Below are 19904 nucleotides of genomic sequence, written 5' to 3' on the forward strand. Positions count from 1 at the left end.
ACCGGTGCGAGTAGTACCACAGGAAGGATTAAGAATGACGGTAAAACTTGGATTCGTCGTCGCGGAGTTCAACCGCGACATCACTTACATGATGGAGATCGAGGCCCGGGAGCACGCCGGTTTCCTCGGTGCGGAGGTTGCCGACACGATCTACGTCCCCGGCGCCTACGATATGCCGCTTGCGATCAAGAAACTGCTCACCGAAGATGACATCGATGCGGTTGTCACCATTGGCTGCGTCATCGAGGGCGCCACCCAGCACGACGAGATCGTCGTCCAGCATGCGGCGCGTAAGATCATCGACCTCTCCCTGGAGTTCGGCAAGCCCGTCGCTCTTGGCATCTCCGGGCCGGGGATGACCCGGATGGAAGCGACCGAGCGCATCGACTACGCGAAGCGTGCCGTTGAATCGGCCGTGAAGATGGTCCAGCGGTTGGAATGAGAGACCTCTCGGAGAAGATTGCGGCCATCGCCCCCTCCGCGACGATCGAGATCTCGAACGCCGCAAAGCGGATGGCGCAGGAGGGGGTCGACGTCATCAGCCTCTCCATCGGGGAGCCGGACTTCGATACCCCGGCCCACATCAAGGATGCCTGCATTGACGCCCTCCGCCGTGGGGAGACCCATTACGCCCCGAGCGCCGGGATACCCGCGCTGGCGTCCGCGATCGCGGAAAAGATCGCCGGAGAAAACGGTTTTGCCGTGCAGCCCGACGAGGTGATCGTCACCTGCGGGGCGAAAGACGCCATCTACGAGGCGATGGAGGCCGTCCTGAACCCCACCGATGAGGTGCTTATCCTCGATCCGGCGTGGGTCTCCTACGAACCCTGCGCTCAGCTTGCAGGCGCCGTCGCCCGGCACCACCCCCTCTCTCCCGAGACCTTCCAGGTCGACGACACTCTTCTTGAGGCCGTCAGCTCCCGGACGAAGATGGTCGTGGTCAACTCCCCCTCGAACCCTTCCGGCGCGGTGCTGGATGCGGCCTCGCTCCGGCTCATCGCCGATATCTGCCGTGACCACGACCTCTACGTGCTCTCTGATGAGATTTACGAGAAGCTGGTCTACGGCAAGGAGCACATCTCCCTTGCCTCTCTTCCGGAGATGGCGGAGCGGACGATCACCATCAACGGGTTCTCGAAGGCCTACGCGATGACCGGGTGGCGGATCGGCTACGCGGTTGCTCCCCGGCCGATCATCCGGCAGATGGAGAAGGTGCAGCAGCACACCATATCGCACCCGACGACGTTTGCTATGTTCGGTGCCCTCGCCGCGCTCCGGGGCGGCCAGGACTGCGTCGAAGCAATGCGCCGTGAGTTCGAGCGCCGGCGCGACTACCTCATTCCGGCGCTCAAGGGTCTCGGCTACACCACCGCACCGGCGGACGGCGCGTTCTACGCCTACGTGCGGGTCGACGGTGACGACATGGCGATTGCCCGCTCGTGGCTCAGGGACGCTCATCTGGCGGTCACCCCGGGAACCGCGTTCGGCACTCCCGGCTGGCTCCGCGTATCGTATGCGACCTCGATGGAGAACCTCGAGGAAGCTGTCGGGCGGATTGCACGGGTTTAAACCACCGTTTTTCCCTCAAATCCTGTTAAACGACCGTTGCGCTCTCTCGTAATATCTCGCTGCCTCGTCATGGCGGTCGAGATACATGAGCGCCATTGCCTTCCCTTTGAGCGCTTCACCGTTTTCGGGGTCGATGGCGAGCGCCCGGTCGTAGCAGTCGAGGGCCTCCTCACAGCGCTCCAGAATCACGAGAGCGTTCCCCTTCGTGCTCCAGACCTCAGGTTTCGCGGGGTTGATCTCGAGTGCGTGCGAATAACAGGTGACGGCTTCGCCATATCGCCCAAGAATGAAGAGTGCAAGGCCTTTGCTGCACCAGGCGTCCGCATTCTCCGGATGGGTCCGAAGTTCCTGGTCATAGCAGACGAGCGCCTTGTCATAGTGCGAAAGAACAGAGAGGACACTTGCTTTGTTGTTCCAGATCTGGCGGTTCTCCGGGTCGATCTCAAGCGCCCGCTCGTAGCAGACGAGCGCCTCTTCGTAGCGTTCGAGCTGGTAGAGTGCGTTGCCGTAGTTGTTCCAGGCGACCACATTCCTGGGGTCCGTGCGGACTATAGCCTGGTAGCAGGGGATTGCCGCTGCGTAGTTCCGAAGGGCGTAGTAACTTTCGCCCCGGTAGTAGCGTGCATCCGTGTGGTCGGACTGGATCCTGAGCGCCTGGTCGAAACATTCTATCGCCTCCCCATAGCGCTTCATGATAAAGAAGAGGGAACCCTTCTGGTGCCAGATATCTGCATTGACAGCGTTCTCTCTGAGCGCCCGGTCGAAGCAGGCAAGTGCGAGGTCGTAGCGCTTCAGTTTCTTCAGCACCAGAGCCTTCTGAAACCAGATCCCGGAATGATCGGGACTGATCCGGAATGCCCGGTCGTAGCAGTCGAGCGCCTCCTCGTAACGTTCCAGATTCTGCAGTGCCCGTCCCCGGTTGTACCAGGCATTGGCATTGTCGGGACTGAGGACGAGCACCCGGTCGAAGCACCCGATAGCCTCGTCATAGCGGTGAAGCGCAGAAAGCGTGCATCCTTTGGTGTACCAGGTGTCGGCGTGATTCGGGTTGATGGCGACGGCCCGGTCATAGGAGGCGAGCGCGTCCTCGTAGTGGGAGAGGAGGATCTGGATCGTTCCCCTGGCGTACCAGGCGTTTGCGTTCTCGGGATCGAGCGCGATGACCCGGTCGTAACAGTCGATTGCCGCATCGTACCGGCGCTCTGCAGCAAGTGCCGTTCCGCGGGCGAGCCAGGCATCGATCCGGCCCGGCTCGAGCATGACAACCCGGTCGTAGCAGGCTACTGCGTCATGGCCTCGTCCCATCTTTCGGAAGGCGTGGCCTCTGGTGAGCCAGGCGTTCACGGTTTCCGGTGCAAGTTTTACCGCCTGGCCGCAGGAGCCAGCCGCCTCCCGGTACTCCCCAAGGTCGTAGAGCACCTGCCCCCGGGCGTGCCAGAAGTCTGCAGAGGTCGGGTCGATGCTGACGGCCTGGTCGAAACACTCGGCTGCCTCGCGGTAGCGCCGGGCGGTAGTGAGTGCGAGCCCCTTGTGATGCCAGGCGTCGGCGACGTTGGCGTTCAGAGCAATCGCCTGATCGTAACACTCGATGGCCCGGTTGTACTGCCCCTGCTCGGCGTATGACCGTCCCTTCCTGCACCAGGACTCGACGCTCTTCCAGGGGAGTTCCATTTTGTGATTGATAGCGGTCCTCTGGTAAAAAGGATTTCGATTACGCACTGGGAGATTTCTCCGGCCGGAAGAAAAGCCGCTCTCTGCAGATCTTCCTTTCCGGAACCGGCTGCGTTCGGGATGCGGGGCCGATTGGTAACGTATACATGCTCTGAGGGCAAAACCGAAATCAGGGTACCCGATCGGGTTGGATGAGCATGAAGAAGATGCGCGATACCCCGAATCACGATCGTCCGCGTGAGAAACTGGCAACACGGGGACCACAGGCACTTTCCAATGCCGAACTGATTGCTCTCCTTCTCGGACGCGGCACAAAAGAACGGGACGTCAGGCAGGTCGCGAGCGACGTCGAACACTATCTGAAGAGTGCTAAAGGTTGCCCTTCTTATGACACTCTCCTGGAAATAGATGGTATCGGTTCGGCGAAAGCCTGCGAGATCATGGCCTGCTTCGAACTCGGGCGCCGGTATCTCGAGGGCGACGGCGTCTCGGGGCACCGGGTCACCCGCCCTGAGGACGTGCTCCCGCTGGTCGCGGAGTGGCGGGATAAGAAGCAGGAGTATTTCTTCTGTATAACGCTGAACGGTGCCGGCGAGGTGATCGAGCGGCGGACCGTCACCGTCGGGATCCTGAACCAGAGTCTCGTCCATCCCCGGGAGGTCTTTTCCGAGGCGATCACCGACCGTGCCGCCTCGGTCATCCTGGTCCACAACCACCCCTCGGGCACGCTCGAGCCCTCCACCCAGGATATCGGCATCACCCGGCAGCTCGTCGAGGCCGGGTCGATCCTCGGCATCCGGGTGCTCGACCATATCATCGTCACGAAGAAGAGTTACGTGAGCTTAAAGGAGCTCGGGCATCTTTAACTCCCGGGGAGTGGTTCTCGGCGCTACAGGCATCTTCCTCCTGTCTCTTGCTGGCGGGACAGAGGTGCGCTTCTCGACCCCCGGGAGATCGGCGCGGTGCTCCCCGCGGCGGTTGTCGTGGGGCACCGGGGGTTCCGTGACGGGCCGGCCTTCTCCCCTGGTTCGGGCTGAACGCCTCCGAAGGATCCCGTAAATCCCGTAAATTCCCCGACATTCGCCCCGAGATCCTGAAAAAGTTTATCTCATCTCCTCTGCCAAGAGTATGAGAGGCATACCTATATGGATACTGGATTTCTCCGGGTGTTGCTTGATCCCGGGCGTTTCTTTGAAGCGCGCATGCAGGAAAAGCCGAGCCTGAAGATTCCGGCGCTGATCGCGGTCGTCATGGGGCTGATCGGTGCGGTCTCGGTCATACCGATGACGGATATTACCATGGCCATGCTTCCCGCGGAGATGCAGGGTCTCGGGGTGCTCATGACGATCATCTCCGCAGCCTTTGCCTTCGTCGGCGGGTTCCTGGCCTGGGTCATCTACGGCTTCGTCTTCTACCTCGTCTCGATGATCTTCAAGGGTCAGGGCGATCTCGAGCGGACGATGGAGTTCACCGGCTACGGTCTCCTCCCTCAGGTTTTTGGGGGTATCATCGGGACGTACTTCTCCTTCCAGCTCCTCTCGGGCCTGAACATCCCGCCCATGACGAACCCCGAGCAGATGGTGGAGTTCTCCGAGAACCTGGTGACCATTCTCTCGACCGATCCCCTGGCACAGATCGCCGGGATCGTGAGCATCTTCTTCGTGATCTGGAGCGCGAACATATGGGTCTTCGGTATGAAGTACGCGCGGAACCTCTCCACGCGGGACGCGGTTCTCACCGTCGGGATACCCGTGGGCCTCTACATCCTTTATAGGCTCATCACACTTGCCGGATGGCTGTAACATGAAACCAATCTACCTTGCAATCATAACCCTCCTCTGCGCCGTGATAGCGTTCGCCGCACCGGCCAGCGCTGCCCCTGCAGACATCACCGTCGTCTCCTCGTCGCTGGACCCGCCGGTCCTGATGAAGGGCGACACCGGGACGCTGACGGTGGTGCTCCAGAACAACGGCGCCGTCCCGGTCGCGATCCGGAACGCCCGGCTCTACGGCAGCGGGGTCGTGCCGCTGAGCGACCCCTACCCCTCGGTCGGGGAGCTCGGCGCCGGGAACAGCAAGACGTTCACCTTCACCGTCCGGGCGGACGGGGGCGAAGGGACGTTCTACCCGACATTCGTGCTCGACTTCCGCGACGGTGCCGGCAGCCTGCGCTACCCGGTTCCGGTCCAGGTCGAGGACACCCCGCTCAGCGCGTCGGTGATCGAGAAGCCGGACGCCTTCTCCGCGTCGCGGACGGCCGACATCACCGTCCGGGTGGGCAACCCGCGGCCGAACGCCGCCTCGGGCGTCCAGGTCGTCCCGCAGGGGACCGGCTTCTCGGTCACCCCGACCGGCGGGTTCATCGGGGCGCTCGCCCCTGATGCGTCCGGGACGGTCACGTTCAACCTGACGCCCACTGCGGAAACGGATGTCACATTCCAGGTGGTCTGGCGCAACGGGATCAACACCCACACCGCCGACCTCGTGCTGCCGGTCGCGTTCGGCGAGGACAAGAAACAGGCCGACCCCGTCATCACCAACGTCGAGGTCACGCCGATCGCCGGGGGCTACCGGATCGTGGGCGACGTCATGAACGCCGGCCTCGAGTCCGCCCGGTCGGTGCTCGTCACCCCCGGGGCGCCCGCGACGCCCATCGACCCGTTCCGGGTCTACGTCGTCGGGACGCTTGATTCCGACGACATCTCGTCGTTTGAGGTGACGTTTACGACCGACGGAACCGTGGAGGAGATCCCGGTCGTCGTCGAGTACCGGGACGACGACGGGAACCGCTACACGTCGACGCGGATGGTCGGGCTCGGCGGCACGATGGCCGCCCCGCTCGAGGAGCGGGAAGACGGCGGGTTCCCGGTTGTCGGGATCGTGATCGTTGCGCTCGTCGCGCTCGGGATCGCCGGAGCAATCTACTACTCGTGGAAGCGGACGTAACGACGATGCCGGTCATCAGTTTCGAGAACGTGAGCAAGGTCTACCCCCTTCCGGCGGGCGACGTCGTGGCACTCGACGGCGTCGATCTCGCCATCGAGCAGGGCGAGTTCGTCCTGATCATGGGGCCCTCGGGGTCGGGGAAGTCGACGCTCTTAAACATCATGGGGTCGCTCGACGTCCCGACCTCGGGCGAGGTCACGATCGCCGAAAAGCGCATCGGCGGGATGGACGACGACGACCTGACCCTTCTGCGGCGTGACCATATCGGGTTCGTCTTCCAGCAGTTCAACCTGATCCCGCTGCTCTCGATCGTCGAGAACGTCGAATACCCGCTCATTCTGAAGGGCCGGCAGAACGGCACCCGGGAACGAGCAGAAGAAGTACTCAAAGCAGTCGGAATCGAGAAGACCCATTTCACCCACAAGCCGGGTGAAATCTCCGGCGGGCAGCAGCAGCGGGTCGCCATCGCCCGGGCGCTCGTGAACGACCCCGACTTCCTCCTCTGCGACGAACCGACCGGGAACCTGGACTCGAAGACCGGCACCGCCATCATGACCCTCCTCGATAAGATGAACCGCGAGGAGGGCAAGACCGTCGTCATGGTCACCCACGACCCCCGGATGACCGAATACGCCGACCGCACGATCCGCCTCGTCGACGGGAGGGTGGCTGAATGACCTTCTTCGACCTCGCCCGCCGAAACGTCACCCGCCACTGGCTCCGTTCGTCCCTTGCGGTCATCGGGATCGTCATCGGCGTCATCGCGATCGCCTCTCTCGGCATCATGGGCAACAGTATCGGCCTGATGTTTGGCGACATGGTCAGCGACGTCGGCGACACCCTCATCGTCTCCCCGGCGACGGGTGTAGGCGGCGGGAAACTCACCGACCGGCAGGTGACCGATATCACCCGGGCGGTCGGATCCAACGTGGTCATACCGTTCTCGAGCACCGGCGACAGGATATCTGTCGGCGATAAGGAGAGCGCCGCAATGATCTACGCGATCCCCGCCGGGGATATCCCCGCTCTGCTCGATGTGGAGTCGGGGAGCTACCCAAAGGAAACCGGCGCCGGATGCCTGATCGGGAGCCAGCTTGCCGCGAACAGCAGGGAGAACGGCCTGAAGCTCGGTGCCCGGGTCAGGGTGGGCGGCGAGACCCTGCGTGTTGTGGGCGTGCTCAAGGAGCGGGGGATGGGGTTCGACATCAACCCCGACTACGCCATCATCGTGCCTTACTCCTGGTACTCGAGCCATTACGACGAGGACGATTACGACCAGGTGATCGTGAAGGTCAGGGACGTCAACGATATCGACGCGGTCAAGGAGTCGATCGAGCAGAGGATGAACCGGCGGGAGGACGTCGTCAACGTCATGGACACCCGCGGGATCCTCGAGAGCGTCTTTGCGGCAACCGAGTCGATCACGGTCTTTTTGGCGGGTATCGGCGCGATATCGCTCCTCGTCGCCGGTGTCTCCATCCTGAACGTGATGCTGATGTCTGTCACCGAGCGGATCAAGGAGATTGGCGTCCTCCGGAGTATCGGCACCCGGCGGGGCGAGGTGATGCGGATGTTCATCTATGAGGCGCTTGTCCTCGGCCTTGCGGGCGCCGCCATCGGGGGGGTGCTCAGTTTCTGCACCGGGTATCTGGTGACCGTGGTCTTCGCCGGGAACGCGGACTACCTCTTCCACCCGATGAGCCTTCTCTACATCGTCTTCGGGATGGCGTTCGGTGTCATCACGAGCGTGGCCTCCGGCCTCTACCCGGCCTGGAAGGCGGCGCAGTTGAACCCGATCCAGGCATTGCGCCACGAGTGACGGGTTACCCCGAGCACTTCTCTTTTTCCCGTTCGATCTCGTCGCGAAGCGTGTCGATGAGATCGCCGGCCTTCGGGGGCGCGCCCGGGAGGAGGGCGAGGTATTCGTGCTCCCCTTCAGCGATGAGGAGCGCAACCGGCGTCAGGCTGACTGTGGCGACCCCTCCCATGCAGAGCGTGAACGCCCTGACGATGGGGATGATGCACCGACCATCTACCCTGCGGGCGCCGCCGACGACAAGATCAGGCTCTTTATGCACCCGGAGCACCTCTTCCCGGTACCTGGCGGAGCCGCTGCCGTACCTGTTTCTGCAAAAGAGCCCGCACCACCGGTATGAGGATCAGGAGCGGGCGGCGGATCTGCATCTTAAGCGTGAACGTGCCTTCGAAGACCTCGCGGTCGAAGACGGGGGTCATCACGAAATCGATCGCCTCGGCCGGCCAGAGGGCGTAGCGGACGGCGGTGCAGTAGCCGTAGACGACACCGGTGTCGGCGGGGCTCTCGAGGCCGAGGGTGACGTCCCCCCGGAGCGTCTCGAGGCAGAGCGATCGGACAAAGGCGGCGAGGATTCTCTGGAGATGGGGCCAGAGATCGCCGGCGGCATCGAGGTATTCTCTCAACGGAAGAGCCGGTTTTGGCTCCTCCACCTTCTTCTTTTTTTCTTCCTCCGGTTCCGGTGCCGCCATCTCCCGGAGGTCTCTGGTCATGACCCGCCGGCCGGCGAGGAGGATATCGAGCACCTGCACCCCGTCGGCGACCCGGACCCTTGCAGCCGCGATGCCCCAGGCTACGGTTGCCGTCGCCCGCGCACCCTCCTGTCTGCAGTCAGCGACCGTCTCGACGGTCACCGGGACCAGGTACAGGGCAAGCAGGAGCGCGAGGAGGATGACGGCGACGACAAGGATGACGAAGAAGAGAAGGGTCGCGGCCATGGAATGGAGGAGAAGAGAACCCTAGGCCTCTCCTTCACCGCCGATCGGGATCTCCGTTCCACCTTCCGGTGCCGGGGGCGTTTTGCCGCTCTTGCGCTGCTGCACCATCTCGGAGCCCTTCTCGAGCACCCTCTCGACGTGGGGGCCGACCGCCTCTCCGATCGTTGAGATCACCTCGGCGATCTCGCTCTTCTTCTTCAGCGACACCACCTGGATACCCTCGGGACCGGCGACACCCCTGGTGATGATGATCAGGGCGACGGCCGATATGCCGCCTGCGCCACCGGTCCCGGAGCCGCCGTGCTGGCTGCCTTCCTTAAGCCCTCCTGTACCTTCCCCGCCGCCGAACCCGAACCCGAACTCGGCGACCGGGATGATTACCCGCTCGCCGGCCTCGATCGGGGCACCGAGGATCGCACTCGCGCAGAGTGTGCGTGCAAGTTGATCGACGGTTATCTGGAGCATTGATTCGCCAGTCATACTATTCACCACAGGTAATCCACTCTTCGGCCACGTATATAATTGTTGGGGTTTTCTTGCACCCGCAGATGCCTCTCCGGATGCGGACGGATACCTACTTACCCTCACGGGGCGACCGAACGGCTGATGGAGGATGTTATTGTCCAGGATTGGAACGAGGTCTGGAAAACGAGGCTCGCCCTGAACCGCTCGACTCCGGCGTTCCGGGAAGGAGCCGACCTCTGGAGCGGACGGGAGCAGGCCCGGCGGTATGCAGACCGGTCGGAGGCCGGCCGGCACGCCCGGGTCGCGGAGGCCCTGGCGGATCTCGCCGTCGCTCCCGGTGATCGGGTGCTGGATATCGGGTCGGGTCCTGGGACCCTCGCCCTGCCGCTTGCCCGGGCCGGGGCATCGGTAACGGCGGTCGACCCGGCGGAAGGGATGCTCGCCGCGCTCCGGGCCGCCGCGAAGCGCGAGAGGATTACTGACATCACCACCTTCCCGGGCCTCTGGGAGGAGATTAATCCTGACCGCGACCTTGACCCGCCTTACGACCGGGTGGTTGCCTCGTTCTCCCTTGGCATGCCCGATATCCGGTCGGCACTTGCCGCGATGGATGCGGCCGCCTCCGGTTCGGTTCACCTCTACTGGTTCGCCGACGAGCCACTCTGGGAACGGATCTACCTTGCGCTCTGGGAGGATCTGCACAGGGCACCCTATCACCCGAAGCCAAAGGCCGATTGTCTCTTCAACGTCCTCTTTGGTATGGGGATCTACCCGAACGTCCTGATGCGCCCGCTCGAGGGGGCGACCACGTTTGCGACCGTTGAGGGTGCGGTCGAGCATTTCGCACCCCGGATGAGTGCAGAGACTCCGCGACAGCGGGCTATCCTGTACAACTATTTTGAAAAGCATCTCGTCCGGCGCGATGGTGGGCTTGTTCTCACCGGTTCTTCGACCTACGCCACGATCTGGTGGCGGAAGCGGGGGTGACGGCCTCACAACAGGAGTCGCCCACCCACAGCCAGCGCAGCGAGGACGGCGAGGCCGAGTGCGGCGACGAGCGCCAGGCGGAAGGATGGATTTGCGAGCCGCGTGAGGACGGTCGTGAGTTCCTGGCGGTAGATGTAGGCGAACAACCCTGTTATCAGGAGGAAAAAGAGCCACTCGCTCGGCTGGGCGAGCTCCCGGAGAACCGACTCCCAGAAGTAGTCTTCCGAGTAGCCGTGATTTTGAAGAGGGCCGAGGAACGGCCAGAACCACTCGACCGGGTGCCACCACATCCCGTCGAGGAACTGGTGGCTCGCCATCCCGGCGGCAACGGCGAAGAGGCCGATCCGTCGGCGGTAGTGGTAGAGGATGAGCCCGGCGATGACGACCAGGAAGAGGACGGTGAGGCCGTGGAAATAGATTCTGCCGTAGCCCAGGGTTCCGGCGAGGATGATGTGCCCGAGCGGCTTGTCGATCAGGTCGGGGAGCACGGCGCCCAGCACGGTGAGCGCGATAACCCGCCGATCGCTGGCGATCGCCGCGAGCACGACGCCTATGAGGAGACCGACCATGGCGTGGGCGAGGAGGTACATCGCTATTCCGTGGCGGAGCATGCATATACTCTTTTCCAGTGCGGATCGGGCAGAGACCGGGTCCGTGGAGCACCAGAGAGATCTAAAGTGATCAATAATGTTGAATAATGTATATATGTGTGCAAGGTACACCGTGATGCATGCAGACGAAGATCCTCCTTGACGAGGGGGAGATGCCAAAACGGTGGTACAACATCCAGGCAGACCTCCCGACGCCCATGGATCCGCCCCTTCACCCGGGTACCGGAAAACCGGCGGTTCCCGACGACCTCCGCCATATCTTCCCGATGGAACTGATCCGGCAGGAGATGAGCACCGAGCGCTACATCGACATCCCTGAGGAAGTCCGCGACATTCTCACCTTGTGGAGGCCGAGCCCGCTCTACCGGGCGAGACGGCTCGAAGCGGCCTTGAAGACCCCGGCAAAGATCTACTTCAAGTGGGAGGGCGTGAGCCCGCCGGGTTCGCACAAGCCCAACACCGCCATTCCCCAGGCCTACTACAACCGCGAAGAAGGGATTGAGCGGCTCGCGACCGAGACCGGTGCCGGGCAGTGGGGCTCGTCGCTTGCGTTTGCAACAGGCCTCTTTGATATGGAGTGCACTGTCTACATGGTCCGGAGCTCCTACGACCAGAAGCCCTACCGCAAAAGCATGATGCAGGTCTACGGCGCCGAGTGCATCCCGAGCCCGTCGGAGAAGACCCGGTCCGGCCAGGCGATACTGGATCGCGACCCGGATACGCCGGGTTCCCTCGGGATCGCGATCTCCGAGGCGGTCGAGGACGCCGCGAGCCACGAGAACACCAACTACGCGCTCGGCTCCGTCCTCAACCACGTCTGCCTCCACCAGACGATCATCGGCCAGGAGGCACAGCAGCAGCTCGCGGCCGTGGACGCCTATCCCGACGTGGTGATCGGGTGCGTCGGCGGCGGGAGCAACTATGCGGGGCTTGCCTTCCCGTTTGCGGGCGATAAGATTACCGGGAAGCATCCCGAGACCGATCTCATTGCGGTGGAGCCTTCCGCCTGCCCGACCCTGACGAAGGGGCTCTACGCCTATGATTTCGGCGACGTTGCGGGGCTGACCCCGCTCATGCGGATGTTCACCCTCGGCCACGACTTCGTCCCGCCGGCGATCCATGCCGGAGGGCTCCGTTACCACGGGGCGTCGCCGCTCGTCTCCCGGCTCGCCCAGGACGGGGTGATCCGGCCGGTCGCCTACCGGCAGAACGAGGTCTTCGAGGCCGCCGTGATGTTCGCCCGGACGGAAGGCATCGTCGTCGCGCCCGAGGCCGCTCACGCGGTGAAGGCCGCGATCGACGAGGCCCTTCGCTGCCGGGAGACCGGTGACGCGAAGACGATCCTCTTCAACAACTCCGGGCACGGCAACTTTGATTTCTCCTCCTACGAAGCCTACTTTGCAGGAAAACTCGTCGACTACGAGTACCCGGCAGAGCTGATCAAAGAGTCGCTCGCCCGGTTGCCGGTGACGGGGTGAGATCGGCGGCGTGACGATCGTCGGGTTCCTGGTCAACCCCATCGCCGGGATGGGCGGGGCCGTAGGGCTCGCGGGGACGGATGGGAGGGCGGCCGAAGCCCTCCGGCGCGGCGCCGTCCCGCACTCTGCCGACCGGGCGGTGCAGGCCCTCTCCGCCCTCCGGGCCGGGGATATCGAGTGGTGCACCTGTGCCGCGCCGATGGGCGAAGACGTCCTCGCGGCGGCCGGAATCGACCGCTCCACCGTCCTCTACCGGCCCGCCGTCCCGACGGGTGCGGCCGACACGAAGGCCGCGTGCCGGGCGTTCCTCGATGCCGGGGTGGATCTCGTCGTCTTCTGCGGCGGGGACGGGACGGCCCGGGACGTCTTCGACGCAGTGGGGCGGGAGGTGCCTATCCTCGGCATCCCTGCCGGGGTGAAGATGTACTCGGCGGTCTTCGCGGTCAACCCCCCGGCGGCGGCCGACCTCATCCGCCGGGCGGGGGAGGTCCCCTGCCGCGACTCCGAGGTGATGGACGTCGACGAGGAAGCCTACCGCTCGGGGCGGCTTACCGCCCGGCTCTACGGCTACGCATGCGTCCCCTACATCGCGGAGCGGACGCAGGGCGGCAAGCAGGTCTTCGAGCAGCAGGACGAGGAGCGGGCGAAGAACGATATCGCGGCGTTCATCGCCGAGATCATGATCCCGGATACCCTCTACGTCTTCGGCGCCGGGAGCACGACGGCGCGGATCCTGGAGCGGCTCGGGCTTCTCCCCACACTCCTCGGGGTCGACGTCGTCAGGAACGGGGAGGTCCTCGCCCGCAATGCCGACGAGCGGACGCTGCTCGCCCTCCTCGACGAACACCCGCGGGCGAAGATCGTCGCGAGCCCCATCGGGGCGCAGGGGTTCGTCCTCGGGAGGGGGAACCAGCAGATCAGCCCCGCGGTGATCCGGAAGGCCGGGCTACGGAACCTGATCGTGGTTGCCACGCCGGGGAAGCTCGCCGCAACACCCCTCCTCTACGTCGACTCCGGCGATCCGGCCCTCGACCGGGAGGTCGGGGACTCTCTCCAGGTCGTCTCCGGCTACCGGATTGCGCAGCGAAAGCGGGTCGTCCAGACCAACTGACGGTGTCCCGGCCGTCTTCTCGCGCGAGTACTGCTCGGCAAGCTTGCGGAGGTCCCGGACTTTGGCGTTCGCCGCCTCGATGATCGAGAGGACTTCGAGGTAGCGGCTGTCCGCGAACGCACCCTCTCTTTTGAGGCTCACGAGCTGTTCGCGGTAGCGCTCGTTGATGGCGTGCTGGAGTTCGACGTCCCGGCCGCGGAGTTCCGCGACGGTCGCGTCCAGGATCTTCGGGAAGAGGAGCCCGAGCCCGACGATGTTCTCGTCGAGAATCCGGTAGACGCCGTCCGTCTTCTTCACCAGGGTGGCGGGGGCGCCGTTCCCGTTCCCCGACATCCTGCGGAAGAACTCCCCGAGGTCCGCCCCGAGGTCGCCGAGCCGCTCGATCTCGTTTGACATCCGCACCAGGAAGACCACCTCGGTCGCTTCCCCGTTAGAGAGCTGCCTCTTCGAGATCGCCCGGAGCGCCTGCTCGATCCTCTGATCCAGGTAGTTGTTCAGGCTCTTGAGCCGCTCGACCATCTGGTAGTCCGCCTCCTTTGAGGTGGCGAGGTAGGTCATCGCCGCCCGGAAGAGGTCGAGCGTGACCTCATGGGCGTGTCTGAGTTCCTTTCGGATCACCTCGAACCCTGCTTGCGTGTCGTCGGGGATGCCGTCCTCGAGGTGGCGCGTCCGCATCAGGATCTCGGGCTCGCTCCCGGGCACCGCCCGCTCCACGAGCTGCCCGAACCGCCCGATGAAGAGGAGGAAGGCCGCCGCCGCGATCAGGTTGAAGATGAGGTGGGCGTTCGCCACCATCTGCGCCTCGGTCCCGCCGATCGCCGTCACGATGTCGGCGAACGGCACGAGGAAGGGCAGGATCAGGAGCACCCCGCCGAGGTTGAAGATGAAGTGGGCCGCCGCCGCCCGCCGGGAGTGGAGGTTCATCCGGGCGGAGGCGATCAGGGTCGTCGTGGTGGAACCGATGTTTGCGCCGAGCAGGATGGGGATCGCCTGCGGGAGGGTGAGCAGCCCCTGCTGGGCGAGGACGACGACGAGGCCGGTGGTGACGGAACTCGACTGCACCGCGGCGGTGAAGAGGAACCCGATCAGGACGGCGAGCGGGAGGGCCGAGTACTCGGCAACGAGCGCGATGACCGCGGGATCGTTCTGGAACGGGGTAAGCCCCGTGGAGATGAGGTTCAGGCTGAAGAGGACCAGGCCGAAGTAGAAGAGGGGTTTGCCCAGGAACCGGTAGCGCCGCCCGAAGATCCCGACGAGGAACCCGGCCGGGATCAGCACCTGCCCGAGAGCGGTCATCTTGAAGGCGACGAGCTGGGCGGTGACGGTCGTGCCGATGTTCGAGCCGATGATGATCCCGAGGCTCTGGAGGAAGGAGAGCGTCCCGGCGTTGACGAGCCCGATGGTGATGATCGTGGTCGCCGCGCTCGACTGGACGAGGGCGGTGACGACGGCGCCGATGAGTGCGCCGACGACCGGCCGCGACGTCAGCCGCCCCAGGATGTTCGCGAAACTGCCTTTCGCGACCGCGAGGATCTCCCGCGAGAAGTTCTCTATCCCGTAGAAGAAGAGGATCAGGCCGGGTATGATGGCGAATAGGAGTTCCCACGGGACCATTGCTGTTCAGGGAGTATGGAGTCGCCGCCCTCAAATACCTCTCTAAACGCATCCCGGCCGTGTGGCTCCGGAAGGGGGTTTTTTATTGATGCTGCGCCGCACTCTGGTGGTACGCGAGGGGGAGCGCCTGTCTCTCCGGAGCCGTTCTCACCCCTCCTCCTCGGTGTGTCTCTCTTCCCGGAGCCCCGGGGCGGAGGCGGCGATCAGGCGGAGAACGGCGTAGATGACCGTGGCGACCAGCACGCACTCGAGGTAGAACCCGAAGACCCCGAAGGCGGAGAAGAGCAGGCTATACGCGAGGGTGCCCGCGGTGAGGGGGAGGACGTTCATGATCCCGTCGAAGAGCCACCCGAATGCCGGCACGCTGTCCACGAGGAGCGGGAGGGCGTCGTCCCGTTCCCACTGGCCCGGGTTTATCAGGAGGGCGGCGACGAACGGAACCGAGGCTGCAACGGCGACGAGCATCGCCTGCCGCTCTCTCCTGATCGGGACGGCGCCCGAGATAAGCGGAAGCGGCGTCGCGGCTCCCGCGACCGCAAGGGTGACCATCACGAGAACGAAGACGGGGAGGACGAACGGTGGCGCCGGTCCGATGATCCCGGAGGCGGTTCTCGCAGTACCCGCCCAGATCACGCATGCGACGACCGCAACGAGCGGGGGGATGGTCGGCGATAGCGGGCTTTTGGGGAGCGAGGCGACGATCTTACCTGACATACTGCACCGTCCGGGACGTGAACCGGGGATTGAATTCCGCGGTCTGGCTGTTAGATCCTGTAACTCTTCCTGAGAAGTTACCTTCTTACTATATACGATTTCTGTCACGATCCTCTACACGTCGGGGTGAGTCAACCCATTCTGCTCATGGGGCGGGCTGCAAACGGCCGGGACATACGGTCCCGCGGATCCCGTCATGCAGGGCGATACCCCTCCCTCAGAACATGCAGGTATTATCGCCGGAAAAACGGTTTCGCCGGTTCATTGAGGATAAGGTGCAGGTTAAGCGTGTTTTTTGATCGAAGAAGCCCTGTCGACGAATAACAAATTATTTTAAGTTTAAACAAATGTACCTTATCTGGACTAATTACAATCTAACACGGTGTATTTGCATGAACCACGATGGAAAAGTTCTCAAAGCATGTGCCGCGGCACTGTTTCTGTTTGCACTCATCTGCATGCCGGCATCGGCAAGCCAGGAGACAATCGAGGCCGAGGTCGCCGGGATCATCGAGCTTGCAGACGCTCTGTACGATGATGCGACGACCATTCTCGAAGAGACCAAGGTCATCAACAGGGATGCAAACGTCTCCGATGAGATAAAACTGGTATCGAAGCCGATCCATATGGCTTCGCACGAACTCGAGCACATTGCGGAGCACATCCAGGACGATGCCCTCGAACTCCAGACCCTGGTCGCCGATCCGGTGACCAACCGGGCTGCGATTGACGGGATCGTCGCCGATATCGGCGTGAATGCCGGGAATTACACGGCGCTCCTGGAATCTCAACACGAGAATGTCCACGAACTGGAGGAGGTTGTACCCGCATCTCACAAAGCGAACGCGGAGAGCGTCCACGACGCCGCACACCAGGCGGAGCGTGACGCAAAGAACCTGGTCCGGAGCACGGAAGCGCTCGTTGCAGCCCTTGACGCAGGGACCGCCGCACCGGCACCCTCTTCACCCGCAGAGAGCCCCGGATTTGGAGCGGTTGCAGCCCTTGGCGGACTTGCTGCGGTTGCATATGCCGCACACAGGAGGTAAGGGCATGCAGGGGGGAATTCTCCCCTTTGGTCCCTTTATTCTCAGCGATAGCCGTTCTCTGGAATTCAAACCAGTATCAGGAGAGTAGCATCCATGCACATATCAGACGGTGTTCTGCCCATGCCGGTGATCGTCGCCGGGTGGGTGATCACCATCATCCTGCTGGCCGGAACACTCCGGTGGGCGGCCAAAAAGGGCGATATCGCCAGAGAGATCCCAAAACTCTCGGTGATGGCGGGAGCGTTCTTCGTCGCTTCGCTCATCCACATCGACATCCCGCCCTCAAGCGCCCACCTCATCTTAAACGGGCTCGTCGGCGTCGTGCTCGGGCCGCTCAGTTATCTCGCCCTCTTTATCGGGCTTACGCTGCAGGCGCTGCTCTTCCAGCACGGCGGCATCACGGTCATCGGGATCAACACCGTGAACGTAGGCATACCCGCCCTCATCTGCTACCTGGCCTTCCTGGCCGGCTCAAAGCGGGGGATCCCGCTCCCCGCGATCGGCGGGGTCTGCGGAGGGCTCGGCGTCCTTCTCACGGTAGTCCTGCTGGTGCTGGTCCTCGTCGTCTCGGGAGACCAGTTCTTTGCGGTAGCCGGGCTTCTCGCCGGTGCCCATCTCCCGATCGCCGTTGCCGAAGCAATCGTGACGGGGGCGGTGGTTGGATACCTCGTACGGGTAAAACCCGAATTACTTCCTATTCCACTCAAAGGAGAGAAAAAATGAAGAGAAAGATACTGCTGCTCGGCCTGCTCGTCCTCCTCCTCTCTACCGCATGCATTGCCCCCGTATCGGCGCACAGGGCCTTTGCCGGTGCTTTCATGACGGGCGATGTAGAGGACGAGGTCATGATCCGGGCATGGTACGAAGGGGGAGCCCCCATGGCCGATGCCGATATTACCATCTATGCCGTCCGGGACGGTGAAGAAGAGGTCTACATCGAGGACGTAACCGACGAACTGGGCTTCTATTCGTTTGAACCCGAATGGAGGGTGACTGAGTACCGTATCCTCGTCGAGCAGACGGGGCACCGGGCAGAGATCGACCTCGACCTTGAATCCGGGACCTCGACGGGGTCGGAGAGTGCGGAACTCCCGCTTGTGGCGCGGATCGTCGCCGGGTTCGGCTACCTGCTCGGGCTTGCCGGCATCGCGATGATTTATTCGGCAAAGATGCAGAACAGGGGCCCGGAGTGATCCGCTCCGGATGAGTACGGTGACTCATGCGCTACCCGGACATCGATAAGTACGCATGGCTGGACTCTCCGATCCACAGGCTTGAGCCGCGGATCAAGATCCTGTCGTTCACCGTCCTCATCTTTTCTGCGGTCTTCGTCGGAAATATTCCCGCTGCGCTCCTGGCGCTTGCGGTAGCCCTGCTGATCCTGATCCTCTCGCGCCTGCCGGTGCGGTTCGTCCTGCAGCGCTCGACGCCAATCCTGGTTTTCGTCCTCCCGATCCTTCTTCTGATGCCGCTTACCGTCCCCGGAACCCCTATCTGGTCGGCTGGCCCGGTTGCTTTTACGGAGGAGGGTCTGTCGTATGCGGTTCTCATAACGATCAGGGCCGTCGCGGCGATCGTGCTCGTCCTCACCCTCCTTGGAACGCAGCGCATTGAGGCGACGCTTCGGGCGCTCTCGCTGTTGCGGGTTCCGGGAGTCATTGTTCAGATGCTGTTCTTTACCTATCGCTACATATATGTCATGATGGACGAATTTCTCAGCATCTGGAGCGCGATGCGGGCGAAAGGCTACACGTTGCGGCCGAACAGGTACGGGCTCTCCATCATCGGGAACCTTGTCGGTATGCTGCTGGTGAAGAGTTACGAGAGGGCTGAGAGGGTCTATTGCGGCATGGAGGCGAGAGGGTATCGCGGGAAGCCGATCACCGTTGCCCCCTTCTCGATCACCGCAGCCGACTGTTTCGCAGGTCTCCTCCTCATCGGCATCGCCGGGGGACTGCAGGTCTATCCGCTGGTGGCGCTATGAACGAAGCCGTGACGATTCGAGACCTCACCCACCAGTACCCGGACGGCACCGTATCGCTCGAGGATGTCTCCCTTACGGTGCATGGGGGCGAGCGGCTCGCGATCGTCGGGCAGAACGGGGCCGGGAAGACGACGCTCTTCCTCCACCTGAACGGCTCCATCAGGAGCCCTCTGGACAACGTGCTCGTCTTCGGCGAGAGCGTCCGGTCCATGCCGATCGAGGAACGCATACAGAAGGTCGGCGTCGTCTTCCAGGACCCCGACGACCAGCTCTTCATGCCCACCCTCTACGACGATGTGGCGTTCGGCCCGATCAACATGGGGCTTTCGCGGGACGAGGTCGACCGGCGCGTCAGGGAGGCCCTTAAAACCGTCGGACTCTCCGGATTTGAGGACCGCGTTCCCCACCACATGAGTTACGGCGAGAAGAAGCGCGCCGCGCTGGCGGCGGTTCTCTCCATGGAACCCAGGATCCTCGTCCTCGACGAACCGACCGCAAACCTCGATCCGAAGAACCGGGCCCTCCTCATCGATCTCATCAACCGGCTGAACAAGGAGAAGGGAATCACCACCATCGTCGCCATGCACGACGTCAACGCCGTCTCCCACCTGGCGGACCGGGTCGTCGTGCTCAACACCACGATCGTCGCGGACGGGGACGCCCACAGCATCTTCTCGGACAGCAAACTGCTGAAGGAGAACAACCTCGAAGCGCCGGAGGCCTATAAACTCTTCCGCATCATGGGCTGTTACGGCTATGCCTGCTGCAATGCTCTTCCTCTCTCGGTCGCGGACGCTCCCGCTGCTCTGGATGCGTCGCTCGAGGAGAACGGGGGCGCGATCAGCCTGAGGCGGGACGGCCGGACCGCGGAAGAACTCCGCGAGGTGTTCGAGCGGTTCGAGTACTGAGCGGCTTGAAATACTCTTTTTCTCCGGGTAAACGACCGTATCCCCGTCC

General features: G+C 63.2%; 21 protein-coding genes and 1 pseudogene. 15 read left to right on the forward strand and 7 right to left on the reverse strand.

The annotated features are described in order from the left end of the window. Positions 1-34: 34 nt before the first annotated feature. On the forward strand, positions 35-442 hold the full coding sequence (ribH, locus tag HL657_RS01470) for a 6,7-dimethyl-8-ribityllumazine synthase (protein WP_317295081.1): 408 nt from the start codon (positions 35-37) through the stop codon (positions 440-442). Then, positions 439-1569: a pyridoxal phosphate-dependent aminotransferase gene (locus HL657_RS01475; protein ID WP_317295082.1), complete on the forward strand. Its 1131-nt coding sequence runs from the start codon at positions 439-441 to the stop codon at positions 1567-1569. The genes ribH and HL657_RS01475 overlap by 4 nt, the downstream gene beginning before the upstream one ends. A gap of 15 nt (positions 1570-1584) precedes the next feature. Here the strand turns inward: HL657_RS01475 and HL657_RS01480 are convergent, their stop codons facing one another. Further along, positions 1585-3240 (reverse strand): tetratricopeptide repeat protein, encoded by a 1656-nt coding sequence (locus HL657_RS01480; RefSeq protein ID WP_317295083.1) that lies wholly within the window; start codon positions 3238-3240, stop codon positions 1585-1587. Between the two features lie 197 nt (positions 3241-3437). Between HL657_RS01480 and radC the strand changes: the two genes are divergently transcribed. The 5 genes from radC to HL657_RS01505 all read left to right on the forward strand — a co-directional run bounded on the left by radC (position 3438) and on the right by HL657_RS01505 (position 8005). After that, a complete protein-coding gene (gene radC, locus HL657_RS01485) occupies positions 3438-4106 on the forward strand; it encodes a RadC family protein (RefSeq protein ID WP_317295084.1) in 669 nt (222 codons plus the stop codon). Between the two features lie 279 nt (positions 4107-4385). Next, a complete protein-coding gene (locus HL657_RS01490) occupies positions 4386-5042 on the forward strand; it encodes a Yip1 family protein (RefSeq protein WP_317295085.1) in 657 nt (218 codons plus the stop codon). Position 5043: 1 nt separating this feature from the next. Further along, positions 5044-6186 carry a COG1361 S-layer family protein gene (locus tag HL657_RS01495; RefSeq protein WP_317295086.1) on the forward strand — a complete coding sequence of 381 codons (1143 nt, stop codon included), beginning with the start codon at positions 5044-5046 and terminating at the stop codon, positions 6184-6186. A 5-nt stretch (positions 6187-6191) separates the two neighbouring features. Then, complete coding sequence (locus HL657_RS01500; RefSeq protein WP_317295609.1) at positions 6192-6863, forward strand: ABC transporter ATP-binding protein; 672 nt, start codon at positions 6192-6194, stop codon at positions 6861-6863. Continuing rightward, positions 6860-8005: an ABC transporter permease gene (locus tag HL657_RS01505; RefSeq protein WP_317295087.1), complete on the forward strand. Its 1146-nt coding sequence runs from the start codon at positions 6860-6862 to the stop codon at positions 8003-8005. Before HL657_RS01500 ends, HL657_RS01505 begins: the two co-directional genes overlap by 4 nt. Positions 8006-8009: 4 nt before the next feature. Here HL657_RS01505 and HL657_RS01510 read toward each other — a convergent pair whose 3' ends face one another. From HL657_RS01510 to HL657_RS01520, 3 genes are read right to left on the reverse strand one after another with little or no spacing between them, the layout of a single operon-like run. After that, on the reverse strand, positions 8010-8264 hold the full coding sequence (locus tag HL657_RS01510) for a hypothetical protein (protein WP_317295088.1): 255 nt from the start codon (positions 8262-8264) through the stop codon (positions 8010-8012). Continuing rightward, positions 8257-8937, reverse strand: a complete 681-nt coding sequence (locus HL657_RS01515; protein ID WP_317295089.1) for a DUF2953 domain-containing protein — start codon at positions 8935-8937, stop codon at positions 8257-8259. Before HL657_RS01515 ends, HL657_RS01510 begins: the two co-directional genes overlap by 8 nt. Positions 8938-8958: 21 nt before the next feature. After that, positions 8959-9417, reverse strand: coding sequence for a spore germination protein GerW family protein (locus tag HL657_RS01520; protein WP_317295610.1), 459 nt, complete (start codon positions 9415-9417; stop codon positions 8959-8961). Positions 9418-9543: 126 nt separating this feature from the next. Between HL657_RS01520 and HL657_RS01525 the strand changes: the two genes are divergently transcribed. Further along, positions 9544-10389: a methyltransferase domain-containing protein gene (locus HL657_RS01525; protein WP_317295090.1), complete on the forward strand. Its 846-nt coding sequence runs from the start codon at positions 9544-9546 to the stop codon at positions 10387-10389. A gap of 5 nt (positions 10390-10394) precedes the next feature. On the opposite strand, the gene HL657_RS01530 is transcribed toward HL657_RS01525, so the two are convergent. Continuing rightward, positions 10395-11000, reverse strand: a complete 606-nt coding sequence (locus HL657_RS01530; RefSeq protein ID WP_317295091.1) for a metal-dependent hydrolase — start codon at positions 10998-11000, stop codon at positions 10395-10397. A gap of 119 nt (positions 11001-11119) precedes the next feature. Between HL657_RS01530 and HL657_RS01535 the strand changes: the two genes are divergently transcribed. Both HL657_RS01535 and HL657_RS01540 read left to right on the forward strand, forming a co-directional pair. Further along, positions 11120-12478 (forward strand): TrpB-like pyridoxal phosphate-dependent enzyme, encoded by a 1359-nt coding sequence (locus tag HL657_RS01535; protein WP_317295092.1) that lies wholly within the window; start codon positions 11120-11122, stop codon positions 12476-12478. A gap of 10 nt (positions 12479-12488) precedes the next feature. After that, positions 12489-13589, forward strand: coding sequence for an ATP-NAD kinase family protein (locus tag HL657_RS01540; RefSeq protein WP_317295093.1), 1101 nt, complete (start codon positions 12489-12491; stop codon positions 13587-13589). 723 nt (positions 13590-14312) lie between these two features. Here the strand turns inward: HL657_RS01540 and HL657_RS01545 are convergent. Continuing rightward, positions 14313-15203, reverse strand: a pseudogene (locus tag HL657_RS01545) (Na/Pi cotransporter family protein); the annotation flags it as partial. A gap of 147 nt (positions 15204-15350) precedes the next feature. Continuing rightward, positions 15351-15917, reverse strand: a complete 567-nt coding sequence (locus HL657_RS01550; RefSeq protein WP_317295094.1) for a hypothetical protein — start codon at positions 15915-15917, stop codon at positions 15351-15353. 392 nt (positions 15918-16309) lie between these two features. Here HL657_RS01550 and HL657_RS01555 point away from each other — a divergent pair, with 392 nt between their 5' ends. The 5 genes from HL657_RS01555 (at position 16310) to HL657_RS01575 (ending at position 19855) form a co-directional block, all read left to right on the forward strand. Further along, positions 16310-16963 carry a PGF-CTERM sorting domain-containing protein gene (locus HL657_RS01555; RefSeq protein ID WP_317295095.1) on the forward strand — a complete coding sequence of 218 codons (654 nt, stop codon included), beginning with the start codon at positions 16310-16312 and terminating at the stop codon, positions 16961-16963. A gap of 93 nt (positions 16964-17056) precedes the next feature. Continuing rightward, the gene (cbiM, locus tag HL657_RS01560; RefSeq protein ID WP_301676441.1) at positions 17057-17686 is read left to right on the forward strand and encodes a cobalt transporter CbiM; all 630 of its coding nucleotides are present in this window, start codon (positions 17057-17059) and stop codon (positions 17684-17686) included. Then, positions 17683-18156 (forward strand): hypothetical protein, encoded by a 474-nt coding sequence (locus HL657_RS01565; protein ID WP_317295096.1) that lies wholly within the window; start codon positions 17683-17685, stop codon positions 18154-18156. Before cbiM ends, HL657_RS01565 begins: the two co-directional genes overlap by 4 nt. Positions 18157-18182: 26 nt before the next feature. Beyond that, positions 18183-18947, forward strand: a complete 765-nt coding sequence (gene cbiQ, locus HL657_RS01570; RefSeq protein WP_317295097.1) for a cobalt ECF transporter T component CbiQ — start codon at positions 18183-18185, stop codon at positions 18945-18947. Further along, positions 18944-19855: an energy-coupling factor ABC transporter ATP-binding protein gene (locus HL657_RS01575; RefSeq protein WP_317295098.1), complete on the forward strand. Its 912-nt coding sequence runs from the start codon at positions 18944-18946 to the stop codon at positions 19853-19855. Before cbiQ ends, HL657_RS01575 begins: the two co-directional genes overlap by 4 nt. Positions 19856-19904: the final 49 nt, after the last annotated feature.

It is taken from the genome of Methanoculleus nereidis (assembly GCF_032944295.1).
Taxonomy (GTDB): domain Archaea; phylum Halobacteriota; class Methanomicrobia; order Methanomicrobiales; family Methanoculleaceae; genus Methanoculleus; species Methanoculleus nereidis.

Coding starts and splice junctions, on each gene's coding strand:
- ribH (WP_317295081.1), top strand. CDS start 35: ATGACGGTAAAACTTGGATTCGTCGTCGCGGAGTTCAACCGCGACATC.
- HL657_RS01475 (WP_317295082.1), top strand. CDS start 439: ATGAGAGACCTCTCGGAGAAGATTGCGGCCATCGCCCCCTCCGCGACG.
- HL657_RS01480 (WP_317295083.1), bottom strand. CDS start 3,240: ATGGAACTCCCCTGGAAGAGCGTCGAGTCCTGGTGCAGGAAGGGACGG.
- radC (WP_317295084.1), top strand. CDS start 3,438: ATGAAGAAGATGCGCGATACCCCGAATCACGATCGTCCGCGTGAGAAA.
- HL657_RS01490 (WP_317295085.1), top strand. CDS start 4,386: ATGGATACTGGATTTCTCCGGGTGTTGCTTGATCCCGGGCGTTTCTTT.
- HL657_RS01495 (WP_317295086.1), top strand. CDS start 5,044: ATGAAACCAATCTACCTTGCAATCATAACCCTCCTCTGCGCCGTGATA.
- HL657_RS01500 (WP_317295609.1), top strand. CDS start 6,192: ATGCCGGTCATCAGTTTCGAGAACGTGAGCAAGGTCTACCCCCTTCCG.
- HL657_RS01505 (WP_317295087.1), top strand. CDS start 6,860: ATGACCTTCTTCGACCTCGCCCGCCGAAACGTCACCCGCCACTGGCTC.
- HL657_RS01515 (WP_317295089.1), bottom strand. CDS start 8,937: ATGGCCGCGACCCTTCTCTTCTTCGTCATCCTTGTCGTCGCCGTCATC.
- HL657_RS01520 (WP_317295610.1), bottom strand. CDS start 9,417: ATGACTGGCGAATCAATGCTCCAGATAACCGTCGATCAACTTGCACGC.
- HL657_RS01525 (WP_317295090.1), top strand. CDS start 9,544: ATGGAGGATGTTATTGTCCAGGATTGGAACGAGGTCTGGAAAACGAGG.
- HL657_RS01530 (WP_317295091.1), bottom strand. CDS start 11,000: ATGCTCCGCCACGGAATAGCGATGTACCTCCTCGCCCACGCCATGGTC.
- HL657_RS01535 (WP_317295092.1), top strand. CDS start 11,120: ATGCAGACGAAGATCCTCCTTGACGAGGGGGAGATGCCAAAACGGTGG.
- HL657_RS01550 (WP_317295094.1), bottom strand. CDS start 15,917: ATGTCAGGTAAGATCGTCGCCTCGCTCCCCAAAAGCCCGCTATCGCCG.
- HL657_RS01555 (WP_317295095.1), top strand. CDS start 16,310: ATGAACCACGATGGAAAAGTTCTCAAAGCATGTGCCGCGGCACTGTTT.
- cbiM (WP_301676441.1), top strand. CDS start 17,057: ATGCACATATCAGACGGTGTTCTGCCCATGCCGGTGATCGTCGCCGGG.
- HL657_RS01565 (WP_317295096.1), top strand. CDS start 17,683: ATGAAGAGAAAGATACTGCTGCTCGGCCTGCTCGTCCTCCTCCTCTCT.
- cbiQ (WP_317295097.1), top strand. CDS start 18,183: ATGCGCTACCCGGACATCGATAAGTACGCATGGCTGGACTCTCCGATC.
- HL657_RS01575 (WP_317295098.1), top strand. CDS start 18,944: ATGAACGAAGCCGTGACGATTCGAGACCTCACCCACCAGTACCCGGAC.